The following is a 19,006-nucleotide window of genomic DNA, read 5'->3' as shown; positions in this document are numbered from 1 at the left end:
CCGCAGGGGGGCTGGTTTCCCCCGGGGGGGGGGGGGGCCCCCGTCCCGGCGCGGCACCCCCCGGCCCGCCCGCCCCCGCTTCGGCCGCGCCCCCCCCGGCCTCGGGGTTGTCGGCGCGCCCTTCGGTCAACCGGGGACGGTGCACTCGAAGGCGTGCAGATAGGCGTTGACCGGGCTGACGTCGCCGATGACGAGACCCGCGTCGGTCAGCCGGTCGACCATGCTCTGCCGGGTGTGCTTGGCGCCGCCGACGTTGAGGAGCAGCAGCAGGTCCATGGCGGTGGTGAACCGCATCGACGGGGTGTCGTCGACGAGGTTCTCGATGACGACGACGCGGGCCCCGGGCCGTGCCGCCGCGCGGACGCCCGCGAGCACCCGGCGGGTGCTGTCGTCGTCCCACTCCAGGACGTTCTTGATGATGTACACGTCCGCCTGGACGGGGACGCCCTCGCGGCAGTCCCGGGCCACGATGTCGACGCGGCCGGCGAGCGAACCGCCTCGGCGCAGCCGGGGGTCGGCGTTCTCGACGACGCCCGGCAGGTCGAGCAGGGTGCCGTGGAGGTGTGGGTGCTTCTCCAGGAGGCTGGCCAGGACGTGTCCCTGGCCGCCCCCGATGTCCACGACGGAGGAGGCGTCGTCCAGGTCGAGCAGCAGGGCCACGTCGCGCGCGGACTGCTCGCTGGACGTCGTCATGGCCCGGTTGAACACATGGGCGGACTCGGGGGCGGACTCGTTGAGGTAGGTGAAGAACTCCTGGTCGTACACGTCCTCGAAGACGCCCCGTCCGGAGCGCACCGCCTCGTCGAGCTGCGGCCAGACGTTCCAGGTCCACGGTTCGGTGCACCACAGGGCGATGTACCGCAGGCTGTGCGGGTCGTCCTCGCGCAGCAGCCGGGACATCTCGGTGTGCTCGAAGGTGCCGTCGGGGTTCTCGGCGAAGACGCCCTGGCAGGACAGGGCGCGCAGCAGCCGCCGCAGGGTGTGCGGCTGGGTCTTCACCGCCGTCGCCAGGTCGTCGACGGTCATGGGGGTGCCGTCCAGCGCGTCCGCCACGCCCAGGCGGACGGCCGCGCGTACGGCGGCGGCGCACGCCGCCCCGAAAACGAGCTCCCGCAGCCGCATGGGCGGCGGGGGAGCCGGATCAGCGGTGTTCATCCGTTGCCTCGCTTCTGCTGTCGTGCAGTCGGGGGTGGGGCCGGCGGGTCAGCACATGCCCGCGGGCTCGGAGAGCGTGCAGGTGTTGTGGCTGAACGTGTTGTTCTCGGCGGTGTCCCGGTCGGCCAGGTCGGCCGGGCTGTTGCCGGTCACCAGGTTGTCGCGGATCTCGTTGCGCTCGCCGGGCGTGCCGACGAGGCTCTTGAAGAGCACGATGCCGCCGGAGAGCGGGGAGGTGCCCTTGTTGTCCTCGACCCGGTTGTAGGCGACCAGGGTCTCCTCGGCGCCGGTGAGGACGATGCCCGAGCCCTGCAGGAAGGGCAGCCGGGGCGTCTTGGGGCAGTACTTGTTGTTGGCGTGGACGTAGTTGTACGTCACGCGCAGGTCGCCGGCGCGCGGCTTCGACTCGTCGCCGACCACGAAGACGGCGGCGCAGTTGCCGGTGGCCTCGTTGTGGTCGACGGTCAGGTTCCGCAGCCGGCGCACGGTGACGCCGACGCGGTTGTCGGCCATCCGGTTGTAACGGATCACGGTCCTCTCCGCGTCGCGGGCGCCTTCCTCGGTGTCGACGGTGTTGGCGACGAAAACTCCGGCGTCGCCGTTCTTCCGGACGAGGTTGTGGCTGAGCACGCTGTGCACGGAGCGTTCCTCGGCGATGCCCCACCGGCCGTTCTTCTCCGCCAGGACGTACTTGACCTCCAGCCCGTCGGTGCCGGTGGCCCACAGCCCGTTCCCGGCGTGTCCCCGCAGCGTCAGGGACCGTACGGTGACGTTCTCGACGGGGCTCTTGTCGGTGCCGGTCACGCAGATGCCGTTGCCCGCCTCGGCGCAGGCGCTCCTGCCGGCTTTCTCGCCGGCTTTCCCGGCGGGCACCAGGACGGTGCGTCCGGCGCCGTGGCCGCGCAGGGTCACGTCCGACTTCTTGATGTCGACGCTCTGCCGGTAGGTGCCGGGGGCGAGGAGGACGGTGTCCCCCGGCTTCGCGGCGTCCACGGCCTTCTGGATCGACTGGCCGGGCTGTACGCGGTGCACGGTCGGATGGTGGGCCGACGGGGCGGCACCCAGCCCCGCGGCCGCGGCCGCGGCGGTACAGGCGAGGAGGGCGATGTGTCGTTTGTTCATGAGCCGAAGCTATGAGCGGGGGTGGGGCCCCGCCACCGGTGATCACCCGGGTGGGCCGATGCCCCCGCCCGACGGGTGATCACCCGGCCGGCTCATCTCTCGTGGACGACGGCGACCTCCCCCGGCGGCAGGACGAGCCGTCCGTCGACGTCGTGGTCGTGCAGCAGTTCGCGTCCGCGGGCCGGTACGTCGACGGGGTCGGCGGTGTGGTTGACGAGGAAGAGGAAACGGGAGCCGTCGTCGGCGTGCCGGCGTACGGCCTCGACTCCCCCGGGGAGGCCGGGGACCTCCGCGGTGACGCCCGCCTCGGCCAGGAGCGCGTCGACGATGCCGGCGACGCCCGCCGTGTCCGGCCGGGTGGCGACGTACCAGGCGGCGCCCTCGCCGACGGTGTGCCGGGTGACGGCCGGCCGGCCCGCCAGGGGACCGTCGGCCCAGGTGCGTACCGCCTCGGCTCCGGTCAGGTGGGTCTTCTCGGCCCACAGGTCGGCGCGGTTGCCGTCGTCCAGGGTGAGGACCTCGTCCTCCCGCAGCGGGTGGAACTCCTCGCTCCGTACGCCCAGCAGCTCGCGGAAGGCGCCCGGGTACCCCCCGAGCCGGACGTGGTCGTTCTCGTCGACGATCCCGCTGAAGAAGGTGATCAGCACGGAGGCGCCGGCCCGCGCGGCGGCGGCGACGCGGTCGGCGTCCGCGTCCGTGACCGTGTACAGGGTGGGTACGACCACGGCGCGGTAGCCGGTCAGATCACTGTGTACGGAGGTGACGTCGACGGTGACGCCGCGCTCCCACAGCGCCCGGTACCAGCGCTGCACCTCCGCCTGGTAGTCCAGCACGCCGCTCGGCCGGCCCTCGGTCTCGACGGCCCACCAGGACGGGTAGTCGACGACGAGGGCCACGTCCGCGCGGACCCTGCTGCCCCGTACCGGGGCCAGGGCGCTCAGCCGTCTGCCGAGTTCCACCGTGTCGCGGAAGACGTCGGTGTCGCGTCCGGCGTGCGGAACCATGGCGGAGTGGTACTTCTCGGCTCCGGCGGCGGACTGGCGCCACTGGAAGAACATCACGGTGTCGGCTCCCCGCGCCACATGGGTGAGGGAGTTGCGCAGCATCTCGCCGGGGCCCTTGGGCCGGTTGCGGGGCTGCCAGTTGACCGCCGAGGTGGAGTGCTCCATCAGCATCCACGGGTCGCCGCCGGCCACCCCGCGGCTGAGGTCGGCGGAGAACGCCAGCTCGATGTGGGCCCGCGGGTCGGCGGCGATCAGGTAGTGGTCGTTGGCGACGACGTCCATGTCGGCGGACCACGAGAAGTAGTCCATCCACTTGGTGGCCGACGACATCATGAAGTTCGTCGTCGTCGGCACCTCGGGGGTGATCTCGCGCAGTACGTCGCGCAGCTCGCGGTAGTGGGCGAGCAGTTCGTCGGAGGAGAAGCGGAAGAAGTCGAGCTGCTGGGTGGGGTTGACGAAGGTCGGCGACTGGAGCGGGGGCAGGATGTCGTCGAAGGTGTCGTAGCGCTGCGACCAGAAGGACGTGCCCCAGGCCGCGTTGAGCGCGTCGATCGTGCCATAGCGCTTGTCCAGCCAGGCGCGGAAGGCGTCGGCCGCGGCGTCGGAGTAGTCGTGGGGGACGTGACAGCCGAGTTCGTTGTCGACGTGCCACAGGGCGAGCGCGGGGTGCTGCCCGTACCGCTCGGCCATCAGGCGTGTCATGCGCAGCGCGTACCGGCGGAACACGGGGGACGACACGGCGTACGACTGGCGGGAGCCCTGGTGGAGGGCGGTGCCGTCGGGCCTGCGGGGCAGGATCTCGGGGTGCTTGCGGGTGAGCCACGGCGGCGGGGAGGCCGTGGCGGTGGCCAGGGCGACGCGTATGCCGGCGGCGTGCAGCCGGTCCAGTACGGTGTCGAGCCAGCCGAAGTCATGGGTGCCCTCACGCGGTTCGAGCATCGCCCAGGAGAAGATGCCGACGCTGAGGAGGTTGACGCCGGCCTCCTTCATCAGCTCGATGTCCTCGAGCTGGACGTCCTGGCTCCACTGCTCGGGGTTGTAGTCGCCTCCGTATCCGAGGCCGGGGACCTGGAGCGGCCAGGGGCGGTGCGTGGGCATGTGTTCCGTCCTTCCGGAGGGCTGTGCTTCCCGTGGGCCGGCTGTACGGCTACCGCACATGTGGCCGGCGCACATGTGGCTGCGGCACCCGCTCGTGGTGTCCGTCGGGGAAGTGGATCTCCATCGTCCCATCTTCCGCCGCGCCGGCCAGGGTTGCGGTGGGTAGCGTCCGGGAGCAGCCGTGCGTGGGAAGGGGAGGGGGGGGGGGGACCCCGGGGGGGGGGGGGGGCGGCCAAGTGTGGCGGGGGGCGGCCTGGGGCGGGTCGGGGGCGGGGGGGGGGTGGGTGGGGGGGGGGCCGCCCCCCGGGGTGCGGGGGCCCCCCCCCTCCATGAGTCCGGCCGGCCGGATCGCGGCTCAGGTGACCGGGGCCGTCCGGTCCTTGTCCGGCGTGGTGTCCGCGGCGGCGGACTCCTCGGCGAGGCGTTCCATGCCGCTGGTGGTCTTCAGCGGCTTCTCCTTCAGGAAGACGACGGCGACCAGGGCCAGCAGCGCGAACGGCGTGGCGATCAGGAACAGCTCGGCGGTGGCGACACCGTAGGCGTGCTCCACGATCTCCCGCATCGGGGCGGGCAGCGTGCTCATGTCCGGGACGCTGTGCCCGCCGCCCGAGCCGCCCTCGGCCCCTCCGGCGACGCCCGCCTTCTCCAGCCCCTTGGTCATCTCGTCGGCCACCCGGTTGGCGAGGATCGCACCGAGGACGCTGGTACCGATGGTGCCGCCCATGCTGCGGAAGAAGGACAGCACGGAGGTCGCGGCGCCCAGTTCGGCCGCGGGGACGTCGTTCTGCGCGGCGAGCACCAGGTTCTGCATCAGCATGCCGACGCCGACACCGAGGACGGCCATGTACAGGCTGAGCAGCCCGAAGTGCGTGTCGGCGTCGATCAGGGAGAGCAGCGCGAGGCCGACGGTCATGATGACCGCGCCCGCCACCAGGTAGCTCTTCCACTTGCCGGTCCGGCTGATCAACTGCCCGGCGACGGTGGACGACACCAGCAGACCCAGGATCATCGGCAGGCTCATCAGACCGGCGACGGTCGGCGACTTGCCCAGGGACACCTGGAAGTACTGCGAGAGGAAGACGGTCCCGCCGAACATGGCGACACCGACCAGGAGGCTGGCCACCGTGGTCAGGGTGACCGTGCGGTTCTTGAAGATGTCGAGCGGGATGACCGGCTCGTCGGTACGGGCCTCGACGAGGACCGCCAGGGTCAGCAGCAGCACGCCACCGATCACGAGCGCGGCGGTCTGCCACGACGCCCAGTCGAACTGGTTGCCGGCCAGCGAGACCCAGATGAGCAGCGCGCAGACACCGGCGACGATCAGGAAGGCGCCGAGCCAGTCGATCTTCACCTGGCGCTTGACGGTGGGCAGCTTCAGCGTGCGCTGCAACAGGAGGATGGCCAGCAGCGCGAACGGCACGCCGATGAAGAAGCACCAGCGCCAGCCCAGCCAGTCGGTGTCCACCAGCACACCGCCGATCAGCGGTCCGGCCACGGTGCCGACGGCGAAGACGGCACCGAAGATGCCGGAGTACTTGCCCAGTTCCCGGGGCGGGATGACGGCGGCCATGACGACCTGCGCGAGCGCGGTCAGACCGCCCGCGCCGATGCCCTGCACGACCCGGCTGAAGATCAGCAGCGTCGTGTCGTGGGAGAAGCCCGCCAGCAGCGAACCGACCACGAACATCAGCAGGGAGAGCTGGAGCAGCAGCTTCTTGTTGAACAGGTCGGACAGCTTGCCCCACAGGGGCACCGTCGCGGTCATGGCCAGCAGTTCGGCGGTGACGACCCAGGTGTAGGAGGACTGGCTGGCACCCAGGTCGGCGATGATCGTCGGCAGCGCGTTGGAGACGACGGTGCCCGCCAGGATGGCGACGAACATGCCGGCCATCAGGCCGGACATGGCCTGGAGTATCTGCCGTTGGGTCATGGAGGCGGGAGGCGCGTCGGCGGGCGCCGGGGGTGAGCTCACGGGATCTCTTTCGGACGATGGTCGAACGGTCACGCGCGCGGGACGGGCGCCGGCAGGTGCCGGCGTCCTCGTGGGCGCGGAACGGACAGCGGGGGCGGCGGCCGCGGCGGGAGGCCGGGCGGCCGACGGTGAGGACTTACGCGGGAGGTGCCGGGAGACCGGCGGCGAGGAGGGCGAACACCTCCTGGAAGACGTCTAGGAAGGCGGCTTCCTCCGGCCGGGCGGACCAGTGCTCCACACTGGTCCGCACCGCGGTCCCCGCCACCGCGGCCAGCAGCCGCGGGTAGAGGTCGAGCGCACCGCGCCGTTCCTCGTCGGTCGCGCAGGCGGGTGACGGGGCGGGCGGGGGCACGGATGCCGTCGGCCCGCCGGCGCGGATGCGCGCGGCGACGGCCTCGGCCAGTCCGGTCTCGTCCGCCATGTGCGCGCCGAGCGTGCGGACCAGCAGGTGCGGGGAGGCGTGCACCACCTGGGCGTGCAGCCGCCACAGCTCGTGCTGCTGCTCCGCCTCGGCGAGTTCCGCGGCCAGGGCCTCGCGCAGGGCCTGGAGCGGGGAGAGCTCGGCCGGCGCGTCGAGCACGGCCTGCCGCATCCGCGCGCCCGCGTCCGCGTCGATCACGACGAAGGCGTCGTCGCGGGTGTCGAAGTAGTTGAAGAAGGTCCGCACGGACACTCCGGCCGCCGCGCTGATCGCCTCGACGGTGACCTTCTCCGCCCCGTGCTCGGCGGCCAGCCGCACGGCGGCCTCGGCGAGAGCGGCGCGCGTCGCCCGCTTCTTCCGCTCCCGCAGTCCGCCCTGCGCGGCACCCTTCTCCGACATACCTTGCATGCTATGCAAAGATGCACGTCATGCAAAATTCCCTCCGTCCGGTCCCTGCCCGGCGGACGGCCGAGCGGGCGGCGCGGGCCGCGGGCGGACAGCGCGGGCGCTCGGGCGGCAGCGGGACCACGGTGCGTACGACGGCTTCGAGGCGGCACAGCCCGCGCTCCTGCCGGGGTGTCCAGGTCACGCCGGGACGGTCGTGGGCGGGCGAGGGGCACGCGGAGCAGTGACCGAACGCGGAGCAGCGGCGGGCCCGGCCGGCGCGGGTCGAGCGGTTCGTCCACCACGACCGTCCGTTCCGGTCCGTTCCGGCTCGACGGCGGCCGTCGCGTGGAGGTGCGGCCAGGACTCCTCCGGCGGCGGGGGCGTGTCGCGGTCGCCCGCTCGTGGTGGTCCTGCTCCCGGACGAGGCGTTCCTCGGCACCGGCGGCGTGAAGTCCGGCGCCGGTGCCCCGCGGGAGGGAGCACCGCCCCGATACTCGTCACGGCGACATGCCGCGAACCAGCCCGGAAGGACGGACGATGGCGAACTCACGGTCCGGGGAGACGGTCACCGAGCGGATCGTTCGTGTCCTCGAGACGTTCGACACCGACCGGACCGTGCAGACGGCGTCGGAGATCGGACGGCGCGCGAGACTGCCGTCGTCCACGGCGCACCGGATCGTGGCCGATCTCGTGGAGTGCGGACTGCTGGAACGGGACGAGGAGCAGCGGGTGCGTCTGGGCATGCGGCTGTGGGAACTGGCGCTGCGCGGCTCCCACGCCCTGCGCCTGCGGCAGGCGGCACTGCCGTTCATGGAGCGGGTGCAGGCCCGGGTCCGGGAGCACACCCAGCTCGCGGTGCTGGAGAACGGCGAGACCCTCTTCGTGGAGCGTCTGTCCCATCCGCACGCGGGCGCGAACATCACCCGGATCGCCGGGCGGCTGCCCCTGCACGCCTCGTCGTCGGGGCTGGTCCTGCTCGCCCACGGCCCGGAGGAACTGCGCGAGCGGGTCCTCGCCGGGCCGCTGGAGGCGGTGTCGCCGGAGACCGTGACCGACCCGGCGCTGCTGCGCCGGGTCCTGGCCGGCATCCGGCGTGACGGCGTGGTCGTGGCTCCGGGGACGGTCGAGGCCGTCTCCACGGGCGTCGCCGTGCCGGTGCGCGAGGGGCGCGGGCAGGTGATCGCCGCGCTGTCGGTCGTACTCCCCCGTGACACGCCGACCGGTCCCGTGGCCGAGGTGCTGCGCTCCGCCGCCGCGGGCATCTCGGCGGCGCTCGGCGCGCGTCGCCCGTAGCCACCGGCCGGACCGCGCGTCGAGGAGATCCGGTTCCCGTTCAATGGGAAAGCCCGTCGTCAGCAGGGGCGGACCGGCGCCAGACTCCCTGCCACCCCGTCGGCCGTCGAAGGAGACGACATGCCCGTACGCACCCAGGTCGCCGTCATCGGAGCAGGCCCCGCCGGTCTGCTGCTGTCCCATCTGCTCGGCCGCCACGGCATCGAGTCGGTCGTCATCGACTCCCGCAGCCGCGAGGAGATCGAGACCACCATCCGGGCCGGCATCCTGGAGCAGGGCACCGTCGAGGTCCTCAGCGAGACGGGGGCCTCGGACCGGGTTCTCACGGCCGGGCAGAAGCACGAGGGCATAGAGCTGCGCTTCGACGGCGAGGGCCACCGGATCGACTTCGCCGCGACCGTCGGCCGGGCGGTGTGGCTCTACCCGCAGCACGAGGTGCTGAAGGACCTGGTCGCCGCGCGCCTCACCGCCGGCCAGGACCTCCGTTTCGGAGTGACCGCCGAGCGCGTGGAGGACGCGGAGACAAACCGGCCGCGCGTCGTGGCCAAGGACGCCGGGGGCGACACCGTCGAGATCGAGGCCGATGTCGTCATCGGCGCGGACGGCTCCCGCAGTGTGGCCCGCGAGGCCGTCACGGGCACGTACGGCGGCTACTTCCGGGAGTACCCGTTCGCCTGGTTCGGCATCCTGTGCGAGGCGCCGCCCAGCGCCGAGGAGCTGATCTACAGCAACTCGCCGAACGGCTTCGCACTGATCAGTCAGCGCAGCCCCGGTGTGCAGCGCATGTACTTCCAGTGCGACCCGGCGACCGACACCGGGGCGTACACCGAGGAGCAGCTGTGGGAGATCCTGCGGTCACGCGTCCCCGGCACCACCCTCAACGAGGGCCCGATCTTCCAGCGGGACGTGCTCCGTTTCCGCAGCTTCGTCGCGCACGAGATGCGCCGGGGCCGGGTGGTGCTCGTCGGCGACGCGGCCCACACCGTGCCGCCCACCGGCGCCAAGGGCATGAACCTCGCCGTCGCCGACGTCGTCGTCCTCACCGAGGCGCTGCGCGCGCTGCTGCTCGACGGGGACGAGTCCCCGTTCGACGCCTTCCCCGACACCGCCCGGAAGCGCATCTGGAAGGCACAGCACTTCTCCTGGTGGATGACGAACATGCTGCACCCGCAGCCCGGGGCGAGCGACTTCGACCGCATGCGCCAGATCGGCGAGCTGCGCTCGGTCGTCGAGTCGGACGCCGGCCGCGCGTACCTCGCCGAGGGCTACACCGGCTGGCCGCTCGGGTGACCACCGGGGCGGCCGGGGCGTCGGGGCCGCCGAACCGGCCCGGACGCCGTCGCCGAACGGCACAGGGGCGGTCGACGCGCTGATCGCCGTACGGGCCCGGACGCCTGATCCGCCGGCCGCGCCCGTGCGTTCGTCAGGTGTCAGGCGAGCGCCTCGCCCATGGACTCCTCCCGCCAGCGGCGCAGGAGTTCGTGGAAGGCGTGGGCGCCGTGCGGATAGGCCGTCGGTCCGTTGGGGCGGCCGCGCCCTTCGCGGTTGTAGTAGCCGGGGGTGCACTCGGCGTGGAACCACTCGTGGTCGGGGGCGCCTTCGGCCAGGGTGGCGATCCAGGCGTCCTCCGCCTCGCGGGACGGTTCGACGAGGGCGCCCTCGGCCTCGGCCGCCGCCACGAGGGCGGCGGCGTGGACGGCCTGTTCGTCCAGGACGTGCGTGAAGTTGACGCTGCTGGCGTTCTGCAGGGAACCCATCTGGATCAGGTTCGGGAAGCCGTTGGCGGTGAAGCCGTGCAGGGTGCGGATGCCGTGGCGGGCCCACGCGTCGAGCAGCTGGGTTCCGCCCCGGCCGTGGACGGGCAGCTTGCCGGAGTGGACGCCGGAGACGCCGACGGCGAACCCGGTGGCGAAGATCAGGCAGTCGAGTGCGTACGCGGTGCCGCCCACCACGACCCCGTCCTCGGTGACGCGTTCGATGCCGTGGGTGTCCGCGGTGTCGACCAGGGTGACGTTGCTCCGGTCGAAGGCCGCGTAGTACGTGTCGGAGAAGGTGGGGCGCTTGCAGGCGTACCGGTACCAGGGCTTGAGCGTCTCCGCCGTCGACGGATCGGTGACCGCCTGTGCGACGCGGGCCCGCACCTCGTTCATCTTCGTCGCGTCGGCGATCTCGTAGGCGGCCTCGAAGGCCTCCCGGTCGTCCGGGCGCCGGAAGCTCGGCAGCAGTTTCTCCAGCAGGCCCGCCGAGGCCGTCCAGCCGTCCGCCACGAGATCCTCGTCGGACGTCTCGCCCGAGACGATGCGCAGGAAGTTCTCCCGGCGTGCGCGGGCCCAGCCCGCGCGGTCCGCGCCGACGTCCCCGGCCGTGGTGCGGCGGTTGGCGCGCACGTCCACCGTGGAGGGGGTGCGCTGGAAGACATGGACGTGCCGGGCGTCCTCGGCCAGCACCGGAATGACCTGCACGCCGGTGGCACCGGTGCCCACGACGCCCACCCGCTTGTCCGCGAGTCCGGTCAGACCGCCCTGCGGGGTGCCGCCGGTGTAGGCGTAGTCCCAGCGGGACGTGTGGAAGGTGTGCCCCTTGAAGTCCTGGACGCCGGGTATCCCGGGCAGTTTCGGCTCGGTCATGGTGCCGGTGGCGGTGACGACGTACGTCGCCCGGAACCTGTCGCCGCGGTCGGTGGCCACGATCCAGGTACGGGAGCTCTCCTCCCAGGTCAGCGCGGTGACGGTGGTGGAGAACAGGGCGTCCGCGTAGAGGTCGTACTGCCGCGCGATCCGCATCGCGTGCTGCCGGATCTCCTCGCCCGGGGAGTACTTCCACTCCGGTACGTATCCGGTCTCGTCCAGCATCGGCAGGTACACGTGGGACTCGATGTCGCAGTGGACGCCCGGGTACCGGTTCCAGTACCAGGTGCCGCCGAAGTCACCGCCCTTGTCGAGGATCCGGACCCGTGCCACGCCCTGCTGACGCAGCCGCGCCCCGGCGAGGATGCCGCCGAAACCACCACCGACGACGGCGACGTCGACGGTGTCGCGCAGCGGCTCGCGCTCCGTCGCCTCTCCCACGTACGGGTCTGCGGCGTAGAAGCCGAACTCGGCGTCGGCGCCGAGGTACTGGCGGAGGCCGTCGGGCCGTACGCGCCGCTCGCGCTCGCGACGGTAGCGCCGTCGCAGCGCGGCGAGCTCGTCGGGGGCCGGCGTGTGAGGGGACGTCATGTGGGGGGACCTCGCTTCTCTCCGTCTGCTGCCGGGGCCGGACGACCGCGCGAACTGCCTTGGGAACGAACGGCCTTGGCGCACCGTAGCAACAACCGGACAGCGATGTCCGGTTAGGGTTCGGGGGCACGACGACCTTCGGACAGGAAGAAGTGACCCCATGCGACGACTTCGGAACCGATCCCTTGCCGTGCTGGCCGCGCTCGGCGCGCTGGCCCTGACCGGATGCGGCAGCGACCGGTACACCCCCGGCGGCACCGCCGCGCACCGGACCGTCATCGCCCACCAGCTCATGCGGCTGACCGCGGTCCACGAGGAGACCGGGATGACCCTGCTGGAGGGTCCGGTGTTCGGCGAGGACGGCGGGCTGACTGTCGTCGACGTCACCGCGCCCGCCGGAGAGCCGAAGGTGCTGCGCGTCGATGTCCGGAAGAAGACGGTGCGGAAGGTCTTCACGGACGACCGGGGGGCGTACACCTCGGCCCAGTTCAGCCCGTACGACGGACGGCTCTACCTGTCCGACTTCGCCCACGGCGAGATCGTCTCCCTGGCCCCCGACGGAAGCGACCGGCGCACCTTCTTCACCGGCGAGGTCGACGGCGCCCGGATGCGGCCCGACGACATCGCCTTCGACCGGGACGGCAACCTGTACGTCAGCGACTCCCTCGGTCTGTCCGAGGGCGAGAAGCGCGGACGTGTGGTGCGCGTCGGCCGGGACGGCGAGGACGTCACCGTCCTGGCCGACGGTCTCGCCGCGACGAACGGCATCTCGTTCGACGTGGACTACCGCGGGCTGTGGATCAGTGAGCTGACGGAGAACCGGATCTCCTACCTCCCCGTCGTCCAGCGGGCCGGGACGACCGGCCGGCACACGGCCGTCCGCGTCGACGGCGGCATCGCGCAGACCGACTCCATCGCCGTGGACGCGGACGGCAACCTGTACCAGGCGCTGCACGGCCGGCCCGCGATGGCCGTCTACGACCGGTACGGCGAACGCCTCGCGACGGTGGAGGTGCCGGCCCGCGCCGGGGGACTCGAGTCGGCGACCAACGTGGCGATCACGCCCGGCGGGACCAGGGCGTACATGACCGTCAGCGGACCCGCCGGCGGGTACCTGTACACCTTCGACGCGCTCGCGGAGGGCATCCGGCAGTCCAACGGCGGCTGAGCGCTCAGCCCCCGAAGGGCCGCACCGGTCCCACCGGGACGCCGAGCAGCCGCCAGGCCGCCAGCGCCCGGTGTTCACGCGTCTCGGGCGTGGGGCCGGTGACGGCTCCGGAGACCATGGCGACGGCCAGCATCAGGTCGTCCGTCAGGCGGTGGCCGTCCGGCAGGCACCCGCGCAGGGCGCGCTCGACCCGTTCGGACAGGTCCTGGGCGTACGCGTGGGCGGACAGGCGACCGCTCGCGCCGTCGGCGTGGAGGAGGCCGATGAAGGCCGCCGACTGCGCCAGATGCCAGGTCAGCACGCCCAGCACCCCGTCCGGGGTCGCGTCCTGCGCGGCGGCGGCCTGCTCGATCTGGCGTACGTTCTCCTCCAGGACCGCCGCCGCGACGGCGTCCCGGTCGGGGAAGTGCCGGTACAGCACGCCCTGCCCGACGCCGGCCCGGCGCGCGATCGCGGACAGCGGGGCGTCCAGACCGTGCGCCGCGTAGATCTCCCGGGCGGCGGTGACCAGGGCGGCCCGGTTGCCGGCGGCGGCCCTCGGCCCCCGGTTCGCGGGCCTCCGCCCGTCCGACGTGGCGTGCTCGGTCATCCGGACAGCGTAACGGGGAGCCGCCGCCCTACCCGATCCCCTCCGCGGCGACGGCCAGCGCCCGGCGCAGGGTCGCCTCCAGCTCGGCCTCGGCCGCCCCGCGTTCGCCCCGTGCGTGCTCGCCGCGCCAGGCGTGGTGCTCGACGGCCGCGCGCAGGGCCGCGTTGAACATCGCCGCACGGATCGTCACGCCCAGGTCGTCGGCCGGCAGTCCGGCCCGCTCGGCCAGGGCGCGGGCGAACGCCGGCTCGGCCTCGTCGTAGGTCCGGAGCCAGACGGCGCGCAGTCCGGGTTCGGTCCGGGTGAGCCGGACCAGGGCACCGACGGTGCCCCGGTCGGGCCCGCCCGCGATGCCGGCCCCCGCCGCGAGCCACCGGTCCACGGCCTCGTCGAGGGGCTGCCCGGACGGCCACTCCCGCAGGAAGGCGGTGAGGGCGGCGACGCCTTCCGAGAACAGCGGTGTCACACAGCTCTCCTTGCTCGGGAAGTAGCGCCACACGGTGCGCGCCGACAGACCGACGGCCCGGCCGATCTGCTCGCCGGTCGTGGACGCGACGCCCCGGGTGACGAACAGTTCCACGGCCGCGCGGGCGATCTCCCGGCGGATCTCGGTCCTGCGCGCCTCGGTCAGGGGCGGTCGTCCGGTGCGGCCACGGGGTGCGGTCATCGGTTCCTCCGGCTCCGGTGAGCGGGTGATCGAGCTCTCGGAGGATCTTCCCCCACGACTTCATGTCACTCAGAGACATGAAGTCGTACGGTGGTGCCGTCCGGGGCGGTCGGAGCCCCGCGCGAGGAACAGGAGAGCTTCATGGCCGGTACATTCGACGGACGCGGCGTCATCGTCACCGGGGCCGGGTCGGGGATAGGCCGGGCCACCGCCCTGGCCTTCGCCGCCGAGGGCGCCCGGGTCCTGGTCGCGGACCTCGACGCGGCGGGCGCCGCGTCGACGGTCGAGGCGATCGAGAAGGACGGCGGCACGGCGGTCGCCGTCACCGGCGACCTGGGCGACCAGGCCGTCGTGGACCGGGTGGCGCAGACCGCCGTCGAACACTTCGGCGGCGTGGACGTCCTGGTGAACAACGCCGGGATCATGGACGGGATGACGGCTCTGGCGGACGTGACCGACACGGAGTGGGAGCGTGTCCTGCGGGTCAATCTGACCGCGCCCTTCCTGCTCACCCGCGCCGTGCTGCCGCACATGCTGGCGGCCGGCAAGGGCGCCGTCGTCAACACCGCCTCCGAGGCGGGCCTGCGCGGCAGCGCGGCGGGTGCCGCCTACACCGCCTCGAAGCACGGCGTCGTGGGGCTGACCAGGAACCTCGCGGTGATGTACCGCAAGCAGGGCATCCGCGCGAACGCCATCGCGCCGGGCGGCACCGCCACCAACATCGGTGTGAACGCCGACCCCGCCGCCCACGGCCCCGCGGCGCTCGGCCCCCACTTCGTCAACCTCGGCCGCCTGGCCCGGCCCGAGGAGCAGGCCGCGGCCATCCTGTTCCTCGCCTCGGACGCGGCGAGCAACATCAACGGGGCGATCCTGCCGGTGGACGACGGCTGGTCGGCGGTGTGACCCCCGCGCCGGCCCACGCCCTCCCTGCCTAGGCCTCCCCGGCCGCCGTGCGGAGGGCGTCCAGGACCGGGCGGATCAGCGGATGCTCCTCGGCGCCGCGGCGTACGGCGGCGAAGACGCGGCGGGTCGGGGCCACCCCGTCGACCGGGCGGACGACCACGCCCGTGAGGTCCGTGCCGCGCAGCGCCGAGCGGGGCACCAGGGCGACGCCGACGTCCGCCGAGGCGAGGGCGACCACCGCGCGGAAGTCGTCCGAGGAGTGCTCCAGGCGGGGCTGGAAGCCGGCGCTCTCACAGGCCAGCACGACCACGTCGTGGCAGGGGTTGCCGGGGTACGGGCCGATCCACGGGTCCTTGGCCAGCTCGGCCAGCGGCACCTCGGCGGTGTCGGCCAGGCGGTGGGTGACGGGGACGACCGCGTCGAAGGGTTCGGCGTACAGCGGTACGTGGGCCAGTCGCGGGTCGTCGGCGGGCGGCGCCCCCCGGTACTCGACCGCCACGGCGACGTCGACCTGCCGGTCCAGGACCATCGGCAGGCTGGCGTCGCCCTCGGCGTCCTGGACCCGGATGCGGATGCCGGGCGCCGACCCGGCGAGACGGGCCACGGCGGGCGCGACGACCTGGGCGATCCCGGTGGCGAACGCGGCGACCGTGACCGTGCCGGCCTCCCCCGATCCGTAGGCGGCCAGTTCGGCCTCGGCCCGCTCCAGCTGGGCGAGGACGGCGTTGGTGTGGCCGAGCAGGATCTCTCCGGCCGGGGTCAGCCGTACGCCCTTGGCGCCGCGCTCGACGAGACGGTGGCCGGTCTCCTGCTCCAGGGCGGCGAGCTGCTGGGAGACGGCCGAGGGGGTTAGATGGAGCGCGGCGGCTGCCGCCGTGACCGTGCGGTGGTCGGCCACCGCACGGAGGATGTGGAGCCGCCGTGCCTCGATCATGGATGCGATTGTCTCAAATCGCTCGGTGTGTTCCGCTCAGGCGTCGAGCTCCGCCCGCGCCGCCACGAAGGCGTCCACCGCGCGGTTCACGTCGTCCGTGGAGTGGGCGGCGGACAACTGGACGCGGATGCGGGCCTGGCCCTGCGGCACCACGGGGTAGGAGAAGCCGATCACGTACACCCCGCGCTCCAGCAACAGCTCCGCCATGCGGCCCGCCTTCGACGCGTCGCCGATCATCACCGGGGCGATGGCGTGGTCGCCGGGGAGGACGTCGAAGCCCTCCTCGGTCATCCGGCGGCGGAACAGGGCGGTGTTCTCGGCCAGCCGGACGCGCAGGTCGTCGGCCGACTCCAGCAGGTCGAGGACCTTCAGGGAGGCGGCGGCGATCACCGGGGCGAGGGTGTTGGAGAACAGGTACGGGCGGGAGCGCTGGCGCAGCAGGGCGACGATCTCCGCGCGGGCGGCGACATAACCGCCGGACGCGCCGCCGAGCGCCTTGCCGAGGGTGCCGGTGATGATGTCGACCCGGTCCATGACGCCGTGCAGTTCGGGCGTGCCGCGCCCGCCGGGGCCGACGAAGCCGACGGCGTGCGAGTCGTCGACCATGACCATGGCGCCGTGCCGGTCGGCGAGGTCGCAGATCTCGTCCAGCGGGGCCACGTAGCCGTCCATGGAGAAGACGCCGTCGGTGACGATCAGCGTGCGGCGGGCGCCGCCCTCGGCGGCCTCCTTCAGCCGGCACTCCAGGTCGGCCATGTCACGGTTGGCGTAGCGGAAGCGGCGGGCCTTGGACAGGCGGATGCCGTCGATGATCGACGCGTGGTTCAGCGCGTCGGAGATCACCGCGTCCTCGGGGCCGAGCAGCGTCTCGAAGACGCCGCCGTTGGCGTCGAAGCAGGACGAGTAGAGGATCGTGTCCTCCTGGCCGAGGAACACCGACAGCCGCGCCTCCAGCTCCTTGTGCACCTCCTGGGTGCCGCAGATGAAGCGCACGGACGCCATGCCGTAGCCCCAGCGGTCCAGGGCCTCGTGGGCGGCGGCGACCACCTCGGGGTGGTCGGCGAGGCCCAGGTAGTTGTTGGCGCAGAAGTTGAGCACCTCACCGGGGCGGCCGCCGGCGGTGACGTTCACGGTGGCGGACTGCGGGGTGCCGATGACGCGCTCGGGCTTGTGCAGTCCGGCGGCGCGGATCTCGTCGAGGGTGGCGCGCAGGTCGTCGCGCACGGAGTCGAACATCTTGGAAGCTCCTGGAGAGGTGGATGACTTACGCGGTCCAGTCGAGGATGACCTTGCCGCCCTTGCCGCCGGCCGCGTCCTCGAAGGCGGCCTCGAAGTCGCGGTAGGAGTAGCGGCCGGTGATCACGGGGGCGAGGTCCAGGCCGCCCTCCAGCAGCACCGACATGGCGTACCAGGTCTCGAACATCTCACGGCCGTAGATGCCCTTGATGGTGATCATCGAGGTGACGATCCGGGCCCAGTCGACGGGGAACTCCTCGGCCGGCAGGCCGAGCATGGCGATCCGGCCGCCGTGTGTCATGTTGGCGATCATGTCGCGCACGGCCTCGGGGCGGCCGGACATCTCCAGGCCGATGTCGAAGCCCTCGCGCAGGCCGAGGGTGTGCTGCCCGTCGGCGATGGTGGACTCGGCGACGTTGAGCGCCAGGGTCGCGCCGATCTTGCGGGCGAGCTCCAGGCGCTCCTCGCTGACGTCGGTGATCACGACGTTGCGCGCGCCCGCGTGCCGGGCGACGGCGGCGGCCATCAGACCGATCGGGCCGGCGCCGGTGATCAGGACGTCCTCGCCGACGAGCGGGAAGGACAGCGCGGTGTGCACGGCGTTGCCGAACGGGTCGAAGATCGCGGCGACGTCGAGGTCGACGGGCACCCGGTGCACCCAGACGTTGGTGGCGGGGAGCACGACGTACTCGGCGAAGGCGCCGTCGCGTCCGACGCCGAGGCCGACCGTGGCCCGGCACAGGTGGCGGCGTCCGGCCAGGCAGTTGCGGCACTTTCCGCACACCAGGTGGCCCTCGCCGCTGACCCGGTCACCGGTCTTGATGTCGGTGACGTCCCCGCCGGTCTCCACGACCTCGCCGGCGAACTCGTGCCCGAGGACCAGCGGGGTGCTGATCGTCTGCCGGGCCCAGCCGTCCCAGGACCGGATGTGCAGGTCGGTGCCGCAGATACCGGTGCGCAGCACCTTGATCAGCACGTCGCCGGGTCCGACGGCGGGCTCCGGGACGTCCGTGAGCCACAGGCCGGGCTCCGCCTTCTCCTTGACCAGCGCCTTCAACGCTACGGCTCCTGAGGGTGAGTCCCGGCCCGCGGGCACGCCGAAGCGGCCCCGGTCCGGGAAGAGGGGTGGAATCGCACTGCAATCTGCCGTACGACACCCTCACCGGTCCATCGAGGATTTCTTAAGCGCGGCCACAGCTTTCCTTCACACCGTCACCCGTCCGGCCCCCGTGCCGCGAGGAGTCACAGCGGCAGCCCGTCGTCCTCCCGGCGCTCCAGCCGTACGACGAGGTCCGCGGCCTGTGCCTTGATGGCGGCGAGCCCCGGCTGTCCCCAGGCGCGGGGCTGGATGTCGGTGACCGACACGGTGCCGAGCACCATGCCGGTGCCGTCGATGAGCGGCGCGCCCAGGTAGGAGCGGATGCCGAACTCGTCCACCACCGGGTTGCCCGCGAACCGCGGGTAGTCGTTCACGTCCTCCAGGACCAGCGCCTTGCGCCGGGCCACCACATGGGGGCAGAAACCGTGGTCGCGGGGGAGCACCCGGCCCGGCAGGGCGCCGGTGCCGTCGCCGCGCACGACCGGTGCGACGGGCGGGGTGTGCAGGCCCGCGAAGAACTGCCCGTTCTCACCGGGCAGGTTGACCATGGCGTACGGCGCGCCGGTGAGCTCGGCGAGGCCGTACGCGAAGGCGTCGAGCGCGGGCTCGGGGCGCTCCCCCAGTCCCAGCCGGCGCAGTCTGCGGGCACGCTCGGGCGCCTGGCCGTCCTCGGGGGTGAGCAGCAGACGACCTGCCGGGCGGGGCGGGTCGTAGCTCATGGGCGGGCTCCCAGGTCATGG

At 72.7% G+C, this 19,006-nt stretch carries 16 protein-coding genes; 4 read left to right on the top strand and 12 right to left on the bottom strand.

What is annotated here, in order from left to right; translation table 11 throughout:
* Nucleotides 1-126 precede the first annotated feature (126 nt).
* The 5 genes from ACFV5H_RS17290 to ACFV5H_RS17270 form a co-directional block, all read right to left on the bottom strand.
* Nucleotides 127-1,155 carry a methyltransferase gene (locus tag ACFV5H_RS17290; RefSeq protein ID WP_385059351.1) on the bottom strand — a complete coding sequence of 343 codons (1,029 nt, stop codon included), beginning with the start codon at nt 1,153-1,155 and terminating at the stop codon, nt 127-129.
* Between the two features lie 48 nt (nt 1,156-1,203).
* A complete protein-coding gene (locus tag ACFV5H_RS17285) occupies nt 1,204-2,277 on the bottom strand; it encodes a nitrous oxide reductase family maturation protein NosD (protein ID WP_385059354.1) in 1,074 nt (357 codons plus the stop codon).
* Nucleotides 2,278-2,369: 92 nt separating this feature from the next.
* On the bottom strand, nt 2,370-4,379 hold the full coding sequence (locus ACFV5H_RS17280; protein WP_385059356.1) for a beta-galactosidase: 2,010 nt from the start codon (nt 4,377-4,379) through the stop codon (nt 2,370-2,372).
* Nucleotides 4,380-4,734: 355 nt separating this feature from the next.
* A complete protein-coding gene (locus ACFV5H_RS17275; RefSeq protein WP_385195567.1) occupies nt 4,735-6,309 on the bottom strand; it encodes an MDR family MFS transporter in 1,575 nt (524 codons plus the stop codon).
* A gap of 178 nt (nt 6,310-6,487) precedes the next feature.
* Complete coding sequence (locus ACFV5H_RS17270; RefSeq protein ID WP_385053249.1) at nt 6,488-7,180, bottom strand: TetR/AcrR family transcriptional regulator; 693 nt, start codon at nt 7,178-7,180, stop codon at nt 6,488-6,490.
* Between the two features lie 516 nt (nt 7,181-7,696).
* Between ACFV5H_RS17270 and ACFV5H_RS17265 the strand changes: the two genes are divergently transcribed.
* Together ACFV5H_RS17265 and ACFV5H_RS17260 are read left to right on the top strand one after the other, a co-directional pair.
* Nucleotides 7,697-8,452 (top strand): IclR family transcriptional regulator, encoded by a 756-nt coding sequence (locus tag ACFV5H_RS17265; protein ID WP_385053252.1) that lies wholly within the window; start codon nt 7,697-7,699, stop codon nt 8,450-8,452.
* A gap of 120 nt (nt 8,453-8,572) precedes the next feature.
* Nucleotides 8,573-9,742 carry a 4-hydroxybenzoate 3-monooxygenase gene (locus ACFV5H_RS17260; RefSeq protein WP_385195558.1) on the top strand — a complete coding sequence of 390 codons (1,170 nt, stop codon included), beginning with the start codon at nt 8,573-8,575 and terminating at the stop codon, nt 9,740-9,742.
* Nucleotides 9,743-9,882: 140 nt separating this feature from the next.
* On the opposite strand, the gene ACFV5H_RS17255 is transcribed toward ACFV5H_RS17260, so the two are convergent.
* Nucleotides 9,883-11,670 carry a flavin-containing monooxygenase gene (locus tag ACFV5H_RS17255; protein WP_385053258.1) on the bottom strand — a complete coding sequence of 596 codons (1,788 nt, stop codon included), beginning with the start codon at nt 11,668-11,670 and terminating at the stop codon, nt 9,883-9,885.
* Nucleotides 11,671-11,830: 160 nt separating this feature from the next.
* Between ACFV5H_RS17255 and ACFV5H_RS17250 the strand changes: the two genes are divergently transcribed.
* The gene (locus ACFV5H_RS17250; RefSeq protein WP_385195555.1) at nt 11,831-12,838 is read left to right on the top strand and encodes an SMP-30/gluconolactonase/LRE family protein; all 1,008 of its coding nucleotides are present in this window, start codon (nt 11,831-11,833) and stop codon (nt 12,836-12,838) included.
* Between the two features lie 4 nt (nt 12,839-12,842).
* Here ACFV5H_RS17250 and ACFV5H_RS17245 read toward each other — a convergent pair whose 3' ends face one another.
* Nucleotides 12,843-13,427: a TetR/AcrR family transcriptional regulator gene (locus tag ACFV5H_RS17245; protein WP_385053264.1), complete on the bottom strand. Its 585-nt coding sequence runs from the start codon at nt 13,425-13,427 to the stop codon at nt 12,843-12,845.
* A gap of 28 nt (nt 13,428-13,455) precedes the next feature.
* On the bottom strand, nt 13,456-14,094 hold the full coding sequence (locus tag ACFV5H_RS17240; RefSeq protein WP_385195553.1) for a TetR/AcrR family transcriptional regulator: 639 nt from the start codon (nt 14,092-14,094) through the stop codon (nt 13,456-13,458).
* 141 nt (nt 14,095-14,235) lie between these two features.
* Between ACFV5H_RS17240 and ACFV5H_RS17235 the strand changes: the two genes are divergently transcribed.
* Entirely contained in the window at nt 14,236-14,997 is a 762-nt protein-coding gene (locus ACFV5H_RS17235; RefSeq protein ID WP_385053269.1) for an SDR family NAD(P)-dependent oxidoreductase, read from the top strand.
* A gap of 28 nt (nt 14,998-15,025) precedes the next feature.
* On the opposite strand, the gene ACFV5H_RS17230 is transcribed toward ACFV5H_RS17235, so the two are convergent.
* The 4 genes from ACFV5H_RS17230 to ACFV5H_RS17215 form a co-directional block, all read right to left on the bottom strand.
* Complete coding sequence (locus ACFV5H_RS17230; RefSeq protein WP_385053273.1) at nt 15,026-15,931, bottom strand: LysR family transcriptional regulator; 906 nt, start codon at nt 15,929-15,931, stop codon at nt 15,026-15,028.
* A 36-nt stretch (nt 15,932-15,967) separates the two neighbouring features.
* Complete coding sequence (locus ACFV5H_RS17225) at nt 15,968-17,167, bottom strand: glycine C-acetyltransferase (RefSeq protein WP_385195550.1); 1,200 nt, start codon at nt 17,165-17,167, stop codon at nt 15,968-15,970.
* Between the two features lie 28 nt (nt 17,168-17,195).
* Entirely contained in the window at nt 17,196-18,224 is a 1,029-nt protein-coding gene (tdh, locus tag ACFV5H_RS17220; protein ID WP_385053278.1) for an L-threonine 3-dehydrogenase, read from the bottom strand.
* A gap of 185 nt (nt 18,225-18,409) precedes the next feature.
* A complete protein-coding gene (locus ACFV5H_RS17215) occupies nt 18,410-18,985 on the bottom strand; it encodes a GAF domain-containing protein (protein ID WP_385053281.1) in 576 nt (191 codons plus the stop codon).
* Nucleotides 18,986-19,006: the final 21 nt, after the last annotated feature.

It is taken from the genome of Streptomyces sp. NPDC059787, assembly GCF_042732315.1.
Taxonomy (GTDB): Bacteria; Actinomycetota; Actinomycetes; order Streptomycetales; family Streptomycetaceae; genus Streptomyces; species Streptomyces atrovirens.
The sequence above is the reverse complement of the archived record's forward strand: the minus strand, read 5'-3'. Positions and strand labels throughout refer to the sequence as shown.

What these genes read in the sequence shown, in the direction of transcription:
- ACFV5H_RS17245 (WP_385053264.1), bottom strand. Translation starts at nt 13,427, where the DNA reads ATGACCGAGCACGCCACGTCGGACGGGCGGAGGCCCGCGAACCGGGGG.
- ACFV5H_RS17230 (WP_385053273.1), bottom strand. Translation starts at nt 15,931, where the DNA reads ATGATCGAGGCACGGCGGCTCCACATCCTCCGTGCGGTGGCCGACCAC.
- ACFV5H_RS17235 (WP_385053269.1), top strand. Translation starts at nt 14,236, where the DNA reads ATGGCCGGTACATTCGACGGACGCGGCGTCATCGTCACCGGGGCCGGG.
- ACFV5H_RS17215 (WP_385053281.1), bottom strand. Translation starts at nt 18,985, where the DNA reads ATGAGCTACGACCCGCCCCGCCCGGCAGGTCGTCTGCTGCTCACCCCC.
- ACFV5H_RS17265 (WP_385053252.1), top strand. Translation starts at nt 7,697, where the DNA reads ATGGCGAACTCACGGTCCGGGGAGACGGTCACCGAGCGGATCGTTCGT.
- ACFV5H_RS17275 (WP_385195567.1), bottom strand. Translation starts at nt 6,309, where the DNA reads ATGACCCAACGGCAGATACTCCAGGCCATGTCCGGCCTGATGGCCGGC.
- ACFV5H_RS17250 (WP_385195555.1), top strand. Translation starts at nt 11,831, where the DNA reads ATGCGACGACTTCGGAACCGATCCCTTGCCGTGCTGGCCGCGCTCGGC.
- ACFV5H_RS17280 (WP_385059356.1), bottom strand. Translation starts at nt 4,379, where the DNA reads ATGCCCACGCACCGCCCCTGGCCGCTCCAGGTCCCCGGCCTCGGATAC.
- ACFV5H_RS17285 (WP_385059354.1), bottom strand. Translation starts at nt 2,277, where the DNA reads ATGAACAAACGACACATCGCCCTCCTCGCCTGTACCGCCGCGGCCGCG.
- ACFV5H_RS17290 (WP_385059351.1), bottom strand. Translation starts at nt 1,155, where the DNA reads ATGAACACCGCTGATCCGGCTCCCCCGCCGCCCATGCGGCTGCGGGAG.
- ACFV5H_RS17255 (WP_385053258.1), bottom strand. Translation starts at nt 11,670, where the DNA reads ATGACGTCCCCTCACACGCCGGCCCCCGACGAGCTCGCCGCGCTGCGA.
- ACFV5H_RS17240 (WP_385195553.1), bottom strand. Translation starts at nt 14,094, where the DNA reads ATGACCGCACCCCGTGGCCGCACCGGACGACCGCCCCTGACCGAGGCG.
- ACFV5H_RS17225 (WP_385195550.1), bottom strand. Translation starts at nt 17,167, where the DNA reads ATGTTCGACTCCGTGCGCGACGACCTGCGCGCCACCCTCGACGAGATC.
- ACFV5H_RS17260 (WP_385195558.1), top strand. Translation starts at nt 8,573, where the DNA reads ATGCCCGTACGCACCCAGGTCGCCGTCATCGGAGCAGGCCCCGCCGGT.
- ACFV5H_RS17270 (WP_385053249.1), bottom strand. Translation starts at nt 7,180, where the DNA reads ATGCAAGGTATGTCGGAGAAGGGTGCCGCGCAGGGCGGACTGCGGGAG.